Below are 13,405 nucleotides of genomic sequence, written 5' to 3' on the forward strand. Positions count from 1 at the left end.
ATGAGAATTGCAGATTATAGCGTGACCAAGGCTGTCCTTGAGCGTCACGGGTTTACATTTAAAAAGTCGTTTGGTCAGAACTTTTTGACGGACACGAATATTTTACAGAAGATTGTTGATACGGCTGAGATTGACAAAAACGTCAATGTTATTGAAATTGGGCCTGGTATCGGCGCTTTGACCGAGTTTTTGGCGGAGAATGCCGCTGAGGTCATGGCTTTTGAGATTGATGACCGCCTCATTCCGATTTTGGCGGACACTCTGCGTGATTTTGACAATGTGCAGGTTATCAATCAGGACATTTTGAAGTCGGATTTGCAGACGCAGATTCAAAACTTCAAAAATCCTGACCTGCCAATCAAGGTGGTCGCAAATCTTCCTTATTACATCACGACACCGATTTTGATGCACTTGATTGAGAGCAAGATTCCTTTCCAAGAGTTTGTGGTCATGATGCAAAAAGAGGTAGCAGACCGCATTTCAGCGGATCCAAACACCAAGGCATACGGCAGCTTGTCCATTGCGGTGCAGTATTACATGACGGCGAAAGTGGCCTTTATCGTGCCTCGAACGGTCTTTGTGCCAGCACCGAATGTGGATAGCGCCATCCTGAAAATGGTACGCCGTGACCAGCCTCTGGTAGAGGTTCAAGACGAGGATTTCCTTTTCGATGTGGCCAAAGCCAGCTTTGTGCACCGACGCAAAACCCTGTGGAACAACTTGACCAACCGCTTTGGCAAGTCTGAAGATGTCAAACCAAAACTCGAGCAGGCTTTGGAAATGGCAGGGCTGACACCAAGTGTCCGAGGAGAAGCCTTGACCATTGCAGACTTTGCCAAACTTGCAGACGCATTGAGAGAACAAGGTCTGTAAGAGCAGTCAATATTTCTAAAAATGATTGAAGGATTAGCTAGCGATACTAATCCTTTTTGTCATGAAGAAGACCTGTGCCTTCTTTTTCAGGATATCATTTGCCTCCTATCTTTCTTTTTGTTACTATAAAAGAAAAGGCTTTCAAAGGAGTTTGACATGAAGAAATCCATCTATCTCTTAGCAGCTGTGCTTTTTCTAACCGCATGTAGCAACAAATCTGGTACAGAAGCGAAACCGGCATCTTATGATGATTTAGTGAGCCAGTATGAAAAGGCTGCTAAGGCTGATGCTTTTAACGAAAAAGATTACCCACTTGTGGATAAACAAATTGTTGACCTAATCAACCGCTTCTCTGGTGGTGAGGCAGATGTTTCCCATAAGACAATTGATTTAGATAAGAATGGAACAGATGAACTCCTGCTTGGTACCAAGGTTCAGGCTGGTACTGAGACCTTAACCCTCTATCTCGGTGCCTTTAGAGACCAAGATGGGAAACTGGTTGATTTGCTTAAAGACGTTAGGGGTGCGGACGCTGATCTCTTTTTCCAGTTCTATGATAATAACCGATTGGTTGTGGATAAAGCAACTGAAGGTGAAGTGGCAACCATTGTCTATGAATTGACAGATAAAGGGTACCAAGAGTTGCTGTATCAAGGTGCTGATGTATCAGGTGACTTGACCGACGATGGGCAACTCGTCACGAAAGACCGTGAGGGTAACGCTTATGCTTCCTTCGAAGAGCAAGAAAACAAGCTCAAGGAAGTGTTAGGGCATGACCGGACGGAGCAAATTATTGAGTAATGAAATAGATAAAACAGTAGTGGGATGGCTGTCTCACTACTGTTTTACGATATGAAAGTGGCTAAGAACGATGAGCTTCAGAGCGCCGTGGTGTCTTGCAGCAACAGTAAAGCAACACTAGGGCAATCATCCCTCCGCTAATCAGAAAGGCGGTTTGGTAGGAAAAAGCGTCCATGAGAAAACCAAGTGCTGGATAGAGCAGTAGGGATAGCCCACCAACGAGGCTGCTATAAACTGATAAAATGGTTGAGCGGACAGTATTGTCACTGTTATGGTTAATGGCAGAGCTGATATATGGGAAAGCTAGGTCTATCAAGAGATTTCGCTAGGATGAAGCCCAAAACCATTAGGACGGCTTGGTGCCCAGAAAAGAGAAGGACAGCGGTAGTAAAAATGCCTGTTACAATGCCAAAAAAGAGTCGAGGTGATAGTTGGTCGAAATATCGAGCAAGGTAGGCGCCTAAGATGCCACAAAAAGTTACCCCACCGATAATACTGGCAATCACACGTTCAGAGAGTCCTTGGCTTGCCAAGGCTCCTTGTCCAAAAGTGACAAGGGCATTGACATAGACTTCGATAACTGTCATTGTAAGAATGAGCAAGCAGATGAGCTGGTGATTTTTAAGAGTGTGAAGGGTTAGGTGGATTTGAGAACTGACCGTCATAGAAGGTTTAGCCGATTTCGGTTGTGTCGAGATAGGAGACTTAAACTTCGACATTGCTATCCCTGATAGGGTGTAACAAAGCGCCTGCAAGGCAAAAACATGAGCATAAATCTGCTGAAATAGACTACCGCCAAGAGCAGTTGCACAGGCAAGGACAATCAATGCTATGGTTTGGAGATTGCTCATGAGACGAAGATAGGACTTATCATGGTGGGGAGAGGTCACGTCTTCAAATAGCAGCGCTTGGTCAGCACCGCTAGCAAACACACTGGCAAGGGCATCTAGCATAAAGAGTAGTGCCAATACCAGAAGTCTATTGTTAGATGGGCTATAAGCAGTCAGCCAGAGTCCGAATGATGAAATGGCATTTAAAGATGCCCCTAAAGCAAGAATGTTTTTCTTGTCAAAACGGTCAGCAATCAGCCCAGTTGGTACCTCGGCTAGCATGCGCGTGAGGTTATATAGGGATTGTAGAAAGCCAAATTCGCCACGACAAACGCATGAAATCTTCTATTTCCATTTTGCAAGTGTTGAAAGTTTTTTGCCCTAAAGCAATTGTTTTAAATACTTGTCAAAGGACAGACTTAGGGCATATTTCTTACGACGCAGACTCATCTTCTTTCCAAAATCTAACTGTTTTAATACCGCTAAACAGAATTTATCCATGACATTTAAATTAAATGCGAGTTGTTTATTCAAAGTCTTATTGGCATCTTCACGAAAAACAACATCTAGTAGCCAGTGCATACTCTCTATTTGCCAATGACCTCTCACATAGTCACACAACTCTTTAGCGCTAACCTGACAACTTAAAATAAAGTAGCGGGTTTCTTCGCTCTCTTGACCATTCTTTGTTATCTGAATACGCGCCCGTCCAATGCTTTGGATATGTCCCCAATCAGGATGCTCTTGACGTATCCACTCTGTATCAGTAATGACTTCATACTGTCTCAATTCAATCTGACCGTGCGCTTTCTCAAGCGTTTCATAGCTATCGTCAAAATTCTGAGAGAGTTCAAAATAGGGACGAATATCTTCTAGAAGGCTCTTTTGATTCTCTTTGACTGCTAGACAATAATCTGCTTTCTTCATGATAATCTTATCCGCAATAGCCTTTTGTGTGCCCATGGCGTCAATACTAATCATGCACCCTTTTACTGAAATCATGTCTAATAATCGTGGAATCGCTGTAATCTCATTGCTTTTTTCATCAGTCGCTACCTGGCCATACGAAATCCCTAAATCTGTCGCATAGGCTGAGACAATATGTAGGGCTTTTTGAGTTTGACTGCCATTACCACGGATAGTCTTCCCGTCAATGGCTACTAAACGTTTTGAAAGTTGTGGTAAGGTTTTAGATGATGAGTCACACGCTTCAAGAAGAGAAGTCCATATCTGTGTGAGTTCTACAAGAACTTGTGAATCTAAGGTCGCAAAAACACGTTGTAGAGTGTCATGAGAGGGAATGCCATTTTCTAATTTGAGAACGGTGCGTAAGGATTTCTCATAGGCAATACCAAACTCCTCTATCTCATCCCAGTGTTCTGCGCCTGATAAGCGAGCAAAGAAGATGAGAAGAACGATATCTGACAATAAGTGTTTAATTTTCCATGGGGAACGGTCGTCTCTAACAGTAATCAAGAAATTTAAAAGGTCTTCCATAACAAAATCCTCCACTTTTATTATAGCGAAGGATTTTGAATTCATCCATGAAAGTCTTTTCTGTAAGCCATATTTTCTTCATGCGTTTGTCGTGCAAATTCGAGGGCGGTTACACCTAAACTGAGGCTATAAAGCATGAGAACCCCTCGACCGAATCGGCCATTCATAAAGATGGTATAGAGGTAAAAAATAGAAAGATTAGACATGAATTTCCTCTTTTAATAGATTTCTCGTTGGTTTCATGCTATCATGTTTTTAAGAAAACGTTGCATTTTTTGCATAAGAGGGAAAATCATGTTTGGAAAAATGGTCCGTCAATTAAGACGGGATAAAGGAATAACCTTAGAAGCGTTATCAGATGGCATATTATCAACGTCACAATTGTCGCGCTTTGAACGTGATGAATCTGAGGTAACGATTCGTCTCTTTCATCAGCTCTTGCAGCGCTTAGGATTAGACTATGACGAGTTGATGGCTTTCTCATCGGAGATCTCCCTGACAAAGCGTCAGCAATTTTTCCGAAAAATGGACCAGCTCTATCATCACAAGGAGTTAGAGGCGCTAATGGCTTTACAAGAGGAGATAGAGGAAGCAAGGGAAGTTGATGCCTATTTTTTAACCATGTACCGCTGTGTCTTGGCGTCTTTGGAGCCATCGCTTGGCCCCTCTAAGGATGCGATTGAGGCTTTGTCGGACTATCTTTTTGGTTTGGATTACTGGGGACAGTACGAAATCACGCTTCTTGGAAACTGTGTTGATCAACTTGGTTACGATGCGGTCTTTCTTTTGACCAAGGAATTGCTCACTAAAAAAGCGACTTACCAATCTTTAGATAAAAATCGCCGTTTGGCTGCTCAGCTATCCTTAAATGTCATGCGACGCTCGACGGACATGGGACGATTTGACGAAGCGACGTATTTGTCGGGAAAAATAGCAGAGCTGCTATGCTATGAGGATGAGTTTTACGAGAAGACCATCTATCGTTATGAAGACAGTTACCTGTCGTATCAGCTGAAAAAAGGAAATCAACAAGGCATGACAGAAGCCTTAGCAGTGCTACAGATTTTGTCACCAGATAGCCTGTATCCTGCCTATCAGGCACATTTTAACCAGAACGTAATCAAAAAACAAACCCTATGAGTCCTCTGAGGGAGGAGTCACAGTGGCTTGTCACTCGGTGGTTTTAAATCAACTCTCCCAAGACCTGTCCAATGCCATAAGCTACACCAGCAGCTAGTAATCCCACAATGAGTGTTCGAGTGATTTCGATTTTTAGGGATTGTCTGGTAATAGTGGCTTTGACCCAGCCTAGGGCTGCTAGAGCTAGTGAAACAATGGTACCTGCTGCGATTAAAGTCCAATGAGTTGGCATATGGGTCAATTGTTCAAGAAGCAGATAGGCAAAAAGAGGTACCAGCCCAAAAATGTTAAAGGCTAAAAAGGTAGCAATGGCGTTTTTGAGGGCGTGACTTGGTTCATCATGTTCCTCAGTGGTAGAGCTGAGGTAGTCGCCAGCTGCCATGGAAAAGCCATCGGCAAGGAGATTTGAAAAGCCTAAAATAACGATAGCAGTTGTACCAAGGTTTCCTCCAGTAGCACCAGCGACAACTGCAAAAGTAGTAATAATACCATCTAAACCTCCATATGTGATAGATTTAGCATGGTCTTGAAGATTGAAATGCCAACTGTTTTTAAAAGATACTTTAGAAAGTTTTGTTATACTTGTCATAAGAGAGTCCTCACTTGTCAAAAATACTATTCTTCTTTACAATAGCATTATGTCATTTATAACATAAGAATGGTAGAAACAAAAGAAAGGAATTGTCTGAAACCGAACAGTTTGGACAAATTGTACAAAAAATGGATCTTCGTACACAGAAAACACGAGAAGCAATCTTTGACGCCTTTTTTGACTTGCTCAATGAGTACCATTTTCATCAGATTAGTGTGGCTAAACTTATTGACAAAGCTAGAATTGGGCGTAGCACCTTTTACAGCCATTTTGCAAGTAAGGATGACCTTCTAACTGCTGTGACCGAGCAGCTGTTTCAGCATGTTTTTGAATCCTCTTCTTATAGTGAGCACATGAGGAATATTCAAAATGGTGAGGATGACTCGCTTCTTGACCTTCTCACCCATCTCTTTCAGCATTTTAAGGAAAACGAAGCCAAAATCACGACTTTATTTAAATTGGAAGATGCCTATTTTTCTCGAAGTCTCACCACTCAACTTTATAAATACCTCGTACCGCTTGTTCAGCCCCTTTATTTTGACAATAGCGGAGCGATGTTACCAGAAAGCCTGATTCATCAGCACATTGCAGGGACTTTTACGACTTGTTTAAATTGGTGGCTGACGCAGAAAAATGATATTACAGCCCGCGCGATAAGCTTTTACTATTTACAATTATTGGATTGAGAGCAAAAGCTCTCTTTTTTCGATCATTAGTCCAATATTCATCAAACAAATAAAAGATTTCAAGACTATCAGATTATAAAATGTTACATCAAGATAGCTACTGATAAAACCAGTGATAAGCCTATCAAACCTAACATAATTGAAATGAGTAAATGCATAAAATACGAATAAATACATGAAAATTTTCAGAAAAAAGAATTTAAAACATCTAAAATCGAACGTTGGTGTCAAATCTTTTTAGTAAAATAAAGAAAACATATTGAAATTCAGTGTTAAAAACGTTATGATAGGAATGTCGGAAACGAACAGAATTTTTTAAGGGAGGCCTAATTTTATGGCTAAAAAGAAAAGAATTATCCTAAAAAGTAGTATCTTAGCAGTGGTTGCTGGATTGAGTGTTGCGGCATCACAAACCACTTTTGCTGATGATGTTGCGGTTCAAATTATGGGAGTTAATGATTTCCATGGTGCCCTTGATGCAACAGGAACAGCTCGTCTTGAAGGTGAGACTGTCCGCAACGCAGGTACTGCTGCGCAGCTTGACGCTTACATGGATGACTCACAAGCTGAATTTGAAGCAGAAGCAACAAATGTTGATGCTAAAGAATCTATTCGTGTCCAAGCAGGAGACATGGTAGGGGCAAGTCCGTCAAACTCAGGACTTCTTCAAGATGAACCAACTGTTAAAGTTTTTAACGAAATGGATTTTGACTACGGAACACTTGGAAATCATGAATTCGATGAAGGCTTGGAAGAATATAACCGTATCATGACAGGAACAGCTCCTAAAAAAGGACAATTTAACGAAATCGTCGATAACTACACACGCGAAGCAAGTAAGCAAGAAATCGTTATAGCTAACGTTGTTGATAAAGCGACAGGTGAAATCCCATTTAATTGGAAACCATATGCGATTAAGGAAATCCCAGTTAATGACAAAGTTGCTCAAATTGGTTTTATCGGTGTTGTGACGACTGAAATTCCAAACCTTGTCTTGAAGAAAAATTATGAACAATACACGTTCATTAATGAAGCAGAAGCTATTGCGAAATATTCTCGTGAATTGAATGAAAAAGGTGTACATGCAATTGTTGTTTTAGCCCATGTTCCTTCAACAAGTAAAGACGGTATCGCAGAAGGTGATTCTGCTGCGATGATGGCAAAAGTTAATGAACTTTATCCTGAAAACTCAGTTGATATTATCTTTGCAGGCCACAACCACGTTTATACAAACGGAACAGTCGCTGGTAAAACATTGATTGTCCAGTCAACCTCACAAGGTAAAGCCTACTCTGATGTCCGTGCGGTTTATGACACTGATATTGCAGATTTTAAAGCAGTACCAACAGCTAAAATCATTGCTGTAGCCCCAGACAAAAAAGAGCCAAGTGCTAAGATTAAAGCTATCGTTGACGAAGCTAATGAAATTGTTAAGAAAGTCACAGAGCAAAAAATTGGTACAGCAGCAGAAGCAACTGATATTTCTCGTGAAGTTAACGATTTTAAAGAAAGCCCAGTAGGAAACCTTGTGACAACTGCACAATTGGCAATTGCTAGAAAATCTGGTCATGCTGTTGATTTTGCGATGACAAACAATGGTGGTATCCGTGCCGATTTGAAAGTTCAACCTGACGGAACAGTTACTTGGGGAGCAGCACAGGCAGTTCAGCCGTTTGGTAACATCCTTCAAGTAGTTGAAATGACTGGTGAGCAAATTTACGCAGCGCTTAATCAACAGTACGATGAAGATGAAAAGTACTTCCTTCAAATGTCTGGTTTGAAATACATCTACACTAAAGCTGACGACACAACGCCAGGTCAAACTTATAAAGTAGCGAAAGCCTTCAAAGATGATGGTACAGAAATTGATCGTGCAGCAACTTACAAAGTGCTTATTAACGATTTCTTATACGGCGGTGGAGATGGCTTCTCTGTGTTCAAAGGGACACCTCTTGTCGGCGCAATCGACCCAGATACAGAAGTTTTCGTGAAGTATTTGAGTGATTTGGAAAAAGCAGGGCAAAAAATTCAAGCAGGCATTAAAGATACAAAAGTTTTCGTTGAAAATTATGTTGAAGCACCAAAAACTGAAAATAAACCAGAAGATGGAGCGCAAACCCCTGATAAGCAACCAGAAGTAAAACCAGAGACTGGCAACCAAACACCAGAACAACAGCCAGAAGTGAAACCACTAGCTGACAATAAAACATCAGTTGTTAAATCAGAAAACAAAACAGTCGCTGAGCAAGCAAAAGTGACAGAAACAAAAGCACTCCCTAAAACTGGTGACGATTCACTTCACACACTTCTCTTTAGCATGAGTGGACTAGCAGCATTTAGCTTGGCAGGTTACCTCAAACGTAAAGAAGAACGTGACTAATAAACTTGTCTAGCCGATAAAAAAAACATTCCTTCTTGATTGAGAGGGAATGTTTTTTAACGTTGAATATGAAGTAGTGTAGAATGCTTTTTAAAATCTTATCAAGTTTATCTGAGTTCAGACCTTCTGTACCATGTTCTTCAAGATGTGAGAAATAGGTAAGTTGTCTTTATTAGTGATTTTTTTTCAGCTTTGATAAGGTTAGTAGTAAGTAATGCTAATATAATGTTATTGGTTATTGCGCTGTTGCAATGTGCTTGCTAACTCGTCAATAACAGCTTTAACACCGTGTTCATTAGATGCTTTGCGTGCTTCACGAAGATAAAAATAGTAGTATCCTTTATATTCAGCAGGGTCTGTAACGTTATGTGTTTTTAAGAGATTTCGGATCTCTAATTGTGCAGCTTGTTTGACTTCTCTAAGCGATTGTGTGCCATCTTGTTTAAGTATCGGATTAGTGTAATGTTGATAAGCACTTGCAGAGTGACTTGATAAAGCTGCGGTAGCAGTAAGTGCCACTGCAGCAGCACTTAATAATAGTGTTTTTTTTCATAGAAAAACCTTTCTTTTAGTTATATTTTATCATTTTATGACTTGTTAAAGATATCGTCAAAGTCTTTGTTGAAGTCCTTTTTACGGTATGTAAACTCGAATTTTGATATTTTTATCTAAAGTTGAATGTGAAATAAAGTGGAATGCTTTTCAAAATGTTAGCAATTTTCTCTGAGTTCAAGCCTTCTGAACCACGGTCTCCAGGAAGTGCGAAGTTAACAAAGTTTTCTGTAGTAACGTCTTCTATCTCAAAGCGACATGGGTCAGAAGTTTTAGGAGTTTGTGCTTCTTCATAGATATAAGTAATTTCATTAGCATTGACAAGATTAGTAGTAAACAATGGTAATGCTAGTGATGCAAGTGTAGCGAATGCTGTAAGTTTGCATTTTGACATGTTAGTGTCCTCCTTAAAAAATTTTACTACACTGCAAGTATAACGGGTGATGTTTACCGAGTAAATACTGTTTCAGCAACCTTAATGTAATCTTTGTGCTCTCTTTAGGTTGTCTTGATTTCGCCAATGTTGACTTAAGAAACGTAAGGTATTTTTTAGAAAGGGGGTGATAATGAAATGGGTATGTGGGAAGAAAAAACTGCGGTATCGTTTGATATCGCAGTTATGTTTTTAATAATGTAAACTACCAGCCACCCAGCCTGAGCAGAGGGCAGAGGTGATGTTAAAGCCTCCAGTGTGGGCGTTAATATCTAGTACCTCACCTGCAAAGTGAAGGCCTGGAATTTTTTTACTTTCGAGCGTTTTGGGATTGATTTCCTTGAGGTCGACCCCGCCTTTAGTGACAAAGGATTTAGCTAGGCTCATTTTTCCAGTAACAGAGATGGGAAGGCTCTTTAATTTTTGACTGAGTTCGTCCACGTCACTGTGTGAGAGCTGCTTGATTTTCTCAGCGTAGCCTTGTGCCAAAAAGTCAGCGACACGTTCGGGAACTAAGAGTTTCAGCGCATTTTTGACGGATTTTTCACGATTTTCTTGGAAAAAGCGGAACAAGTCATTAAGTGGCGTTTGAGGGATAAAATCAAGGTGAAGTAATTCACCGCCTTTGACAAAGGATGACATCCGTAAGGCAGCTGGTCCAGATAAACCAAAGTGGGTAAAGAGCAAATCGTGTGTGATGATGTGTTTGTTGTAGCTGAGCGTTACTTCATCAAGTGAAATGCCCTGAAGCGCTTTGTGAGGAAAATCTGTGAGAAGAGGGCTTTCGGCAGCTTCAAGCTCTGTTACTGCTAATTTAAAATGTCTGGCAATATCGTGTCCAAAACCGGTTGATCCTGTTGAGGGATAAGATTTTCCACCTGTCGTAACAATGAGTTGATCACAGGTTAATTCTTGATCAGCTGATTTGACATGAAAAAGATTGTCGATTTTTTTGACAGAAATCACTTCAAATTGTGTTTTAATCTGTCCACCGAGCTCACGAATCTTCTTTTCAAGAGTATCGATAATCGTCTTAGATTTATCGGTCACAGGAAACATGCGTCCGTGGTCTTCAACCTTTAGAGCACAGCCATTTTCTTCAAAAAAACGAACGATGTCATGGTTATCAAACTGAGAAAACACACTATACAAAAAACGACCGTTACCTGGGATACCCTCGAGGAGATCATCCAAGGTACCGTTGTTTGTCACGTTGCAGCGCCCACCACCGGTTCCGGCTAATTTTTTACCGAGGCGACGATTTTTTTCGAGTAGCAGTGTCTTTTTACCGTAGTAGCTTGAGGAGATGGTTGCCATCATACCAGCAGGCCCACCGCCAATCACAATTGTATCAAAATGTATCATAATTCTATTTTAGCATAAATTGACATTAAAGGCTTGATATGATAACATTTATTAAGTATAAGAAGTTTTGGTTCAATGCTTGCAAAAGAGCGGGATATTTAGTTGGACAAAATGAGTAAGCGTGTTGAAGGAAGTAGAAATGCAGATTGAAAAAACGGTCAGCGAATTAGCTGAGATTTTAGGAGTAAGTCGTCAGGCGGTCAATAATCGTGTGAAAACTTTGCCAGCCGAAGACCTTGAAAAAAACGATAAGGGCGTTACTGTAGTTAAGCGTAGCGGTCTGATCAAACTTGAAAAAATTTATAAAAAAACGATTTTTGAAGACGAACCAGTGAGTGAGGAAGCCAAACATCGTGAGCTTTTAGAGATTTTGGTCGATGAAAAAAATTCTGAAATCACGCGTCTTTTTGAGCAATTGAAAGCTAAGGATGAGCAGTTGGCAGCTAAAGACGAGCAACTTCGTGTTAAAGATGTTCAGATTGCAGAAAAAGATAAGCAATTAGACCAACAACAACAGTTGACCTTGACTGCTATGCAAGATAAGGAACAACTGAAGTTAGAGTTGGATCAAGTCTTAGAAGAAGCAAAGACTGAAGAAGTGAAAAAAGGGTTCTTTGCGCGTCTATTTGGTAAAAAATAAGAACTAATAGCCCGTAAGGGCTTTTTAGCTATCAGATAACTTATGGAAAGGAATACTCAGTTTTAACTGAGAAGGGGAAGGTGTCTAGACAAGATGAGAAAACACTTATACAGTTGTTTTCATGCTCTCCCCTAACCAGCTTAGCACGATGAAAAATTTACAAGATTATATTGCCTTTGACCTTGAATTTAATACCGTTGATGAGGTCAGTCACATGATTCAACTCTCAGCGGTTAAATTTAGTGACCACAAAGAGATTGAAACCTTCGACACATATGTTTATACAGATGTACCCCTGCAGTCTTTTATCAATGGACTGACAGGGATTACGGCGGAAAAAATTGCTGGCGCACCAAAAGTTGATGAAGTTATCGCTAATTTTGCAACTTTTGTGGGAGAGTTACCGCTTGTTGGTTATAATGCTGGCAAATCTGATTTACCAATTCTAGCTGAAAATGGTCTTGATTTAACAGAGCAGTATCAAGTGGACCTCTATGATGAAGCTTTTGAGCGTCGCAGTAGTGACCTTAATGGGATTATCAATCTTAAGTTGACCAGCGTGGCAGATTTCTTAGGCATCAAAGGGCGTGGGCATAATAGTTTAGAAGATGCTCGCATGACGGCTCTTGTTTATGAAAAATTTCTAGAATTGGATGAGAATAAGAGGTATCTGACACAACAGGAAGAAACACACGGTGATAATCCCTTTGCTGCCTTGGGGGGATTCTTTGATTGACAGCCCTGTCAACTTTTCAAAAAAATGCTAAAAAAGAAAAAATCCCCTAGCGTTAGGACTTGCTTGTAACGTTGGGTCATAGGTTAAGATTGAGCATGAACAAGGGATAATCCTTGTATCTCATAAAAAAGGAGGTGAAAGACATGTCTCAATATTCCACTGGTGAATTAGCCAAAGTCGTCGGTGTTTCTGTCAGAACGGTGCAATACTATGATCAACGCGGGATCCTTATTCCATCAGAGGTTTCAGATGGTGGTCGTAGAATTTATAATGACGAGGATTTGCAGAAACTTCAGGTAATTTGCTTTTTGCGGGAGTTAGATTTCTCCATTGAACACATCAAAAAAGTGCTTTCGGAAGAAAATGCTGACGCTGTTCTAGAACTTCTGTTAGAAGATCATGTTAAAGAACTTAAAGAGCAAGTCGCAGAACAACGAACAAAACTTGACAAAGCTGTCAACTTACTTGATCAAGTCAAAAAAGATAAGGACTATTCACTTGCGAAATTAAAAGACATTTCGATCACTATGAAAAATCAAAACTTATGGCGGCGTTTATGGTTCAACATGATTTTAGGGATTATCCTCATTTCAGTTGTCTATGTTGGGGTTATTATATTGGGCACAACTGTCCTCAAATCAAAAGTGATAACTTTTGGAGCCATGCCGATATTCTTTATTGGCCTGAATCTGTGGATACAACATTATCTTAGTAAAATTGAGTATCTTTGTCCTAACTGTCATCAAACTTTTGATGCCAATTTTAAACAAGTAGCTGTTGCTAGCCACACCCCACGCACGCGCAAGCTAACCTGTCCACATTGTCATGAAAAATCTTATTGCCTCGAATTGGCGAAAGAAAGATAAGAAAATCTCCGTTG

The 13,405-nt window shown here is 40.4% G+C and carries 14 protein-coding genes; 8 read left to right on the forward strand and 6 right to left on the reverse strand.

From position 1 onward, the window contains the following. Positions 1-873, forward strand: a complete 873-nt coding sequence (gene rsmA, locus AB6M99_RS02170) for a 16S rRNA (adenine(1518)-N(6)/adenine(1519)-N(6))-dimethyltransferase RsmA (protein WP_369351054.1) — start codon at positions 1-3, stop codon at positions 871-873. A gap of 156 nt (positions 874-1,029) precedes the next feature. Next, positions 1,030-1,674: a lipoprotein gene (locus AB6M99_RS02175; RefSeq protein WP_121836353.1), complete on the forward strand. Its 645-nt coding sequence runs from the start codon at positions 1,030-1,032 to the stop codon at positions 1,672-1,674. 275 nt (positions 1,675-1,949) lie between these two features. Here AB6M99_RS02175 and AB6M99_RS02180 read toward each other — a convergent pair whose 3' ends face one another. Both AB6M99_RS02180 and AB6M99_RS02185 read right to left on the reverse strand, forming a co-directional pair. Then, entirely contained in the window at positions 1,950-2,846 is an 897-nt protein-coding gene (locus AB6M99_RS02180) for an MFS transporter (protein ID WP_369351190.1), read from the reverse strand. Between the two features lie 39 nt (positions 2,847-2,885). Continuing rightward, a complete protein-coding gene (locus AB6M99_RS02185) occupies positions 2,886-4,046 on the reverse strand; it encodes an ISAs1 family transposase (RefSeq protein ID WP_121836465.1) in 1,161 nt (386 codons plus the stop codon). A gap of 249 nt (positions 4,047-4,295) precedes the next feature. Between AB6M99_RS02185 and AB6M99_RS02190 the strand changes: the two genes are divergently transcribed. Next, on the forward strand, positions 4,296-5,141 hold the full coding sequence (locus tag AB6M99_RS02190) for a helix-turn-helix domain-containing protein (protein WP_183121692.1): 846 nt from the start codon (positions 4,296-4,298) through the stop codon (positions 5,139-5,141). 43 nt (positions 5,142-5,184) lie between these two features. Here the strand turns inward: AB6M99_RS02190 and AB6M99_RS02195 are convergent, their stop codons facing one another. Next, positions 5,185-5,730, reverse strand: coding sequence for a VIT1/CCC1 transporter family protein (locus AB6M99_RS02195; RefSeq protein WP_121836296.1), 546 nt, complete (start codon positions 5,728-5,730; stop codon positions 5,185-5,187). A gap of 92 nt (positions 5,731-5,822) precedes the next feature. On the opposite strand from AB6M99_RS02195, the gene AB6M99_RS02200 reads away from it, so the two are divergent. Both AB6M99_RS02200 and AB6M99_RS02205 read left to right on the forward strand, forming a co-directional pair. Then, positions 5,823-6,419 (forward strand): TetR/AcrR family transcriptional regulator, encoded by a 597-nt coding sequence (locus AB6M99_RS02200; protein ID WP_245962723.1) that lies wholly within the window; start codon positions 5,823-5,825, stop codon positions 6,417-6,419. Positions 6,420-6,753: 334 nt separating this feature from the next. After that, a complete protein-coding gene (locus AB6M99_RS02205; RefSeq protein WP_121836294.1) occupies positions 6,754-8,799 on the forward strand; it encodes a bifunctional UDP-sugar hydrolase/5'-nucleotidase in 2,046 nt (681 codons plus the stop codon). Between the two features lie 228 nt (positions 8,800-9,027). Here the strand turns inward: AB6M99_RS02205 and AB6M99_RS02210 are convergent, their stop codons facing one another. The 3 genes from AB6M99_RS02210 to AB6M99_RS02220 form a co-directional block, all read right to left on the reverse strand. Further along, complete coding sequence (locus tag AB6M99_RS02210; protein ID WP_121836293.1) at positions 9,028-9,318, reverse strand: hypothetical protein; 291 nt, start codon at positions 9,316-9,318, stop codon at positions 9,028-9,030. A 145-nt stretch (positions 9,319-9,463) separates the two neighbouring features. Then, positions 9,464-9,745, reverse strand: a complete 282-nt coding sequence (locus tag AB6M99_RS02215; RefSeq protein WP_121836292.1) for a hypothetical protein — start codon at positions 9,743-9,745, stop codon at positions 9,464-9,466. A 231-nt stretch (positions 9,746-9,976) separates the two neighbouring features. Then, entirely contained in the window at positions 9,977-11,149 is a 1,173-nt protein-coding gene (locus AB6M99_RS02220) for an NAD(P)/FAD-dependent oxidoreductase (RefSeq protein WP_121836291.1), read from the reverse strand. Between the two features lie 139 nt (positions 11,150-11,288). Between AB6M99_RS02220 and AB6M99_RS02225 the strand changes: the two genes are divergently transcribed. The 3 genes from AB6M99_RS02225 (at position 11,289) to AB6M99_RS02235 (ending at position 13,391) form a co-directional block, all read left to right on the forward strand. Beyond that, on the forward strand, positions 11,289-11,789 hold the full coding sequence (locus tag AB6M99_RS02225; protein WP_121836290.1) for a DUF536 domain-containing protein: 501 nt from the start codon (positions 11,289-11,291) through the stop codon (positions 11,787-11,789). A 148-nt stretch (positions 11,790-11,937) separates the two neighbouring features. Continuing rightward, positions 11,938-12,525, forward strand: coding sequence for a 3'-5' exonuclease (locus AB6M99_RS02230; protein WP_121836289.1), 588 nt, complete (start codon positions 11,938-11,940; stop codon positions 12,523-12,525). Between the two features lie 143 nt (positions 12,526-12,668). Then, on the forward strand, positions 12,669-13,391 hold the full coding sequence (locus tag AB6M99_RS02235) for a MerR family transcriptional regulator (protein WP_121836288.1): 723 nt from the start codon (positions 12,669-12,671) through the stop codon (positions 13,389-13,391). The last annotated feature ends 14 nt before the right edge of the window (positions 13,392-13,405 follow it).

This window comes from Streptococcus hillyeri, assembly GCF_041081565.1.
GTDB lineage: Bacteria > Bacillota > Bacilli > Lactobacillales > Streptococcaceae > Streptococcus > Streptococcus hillyeri.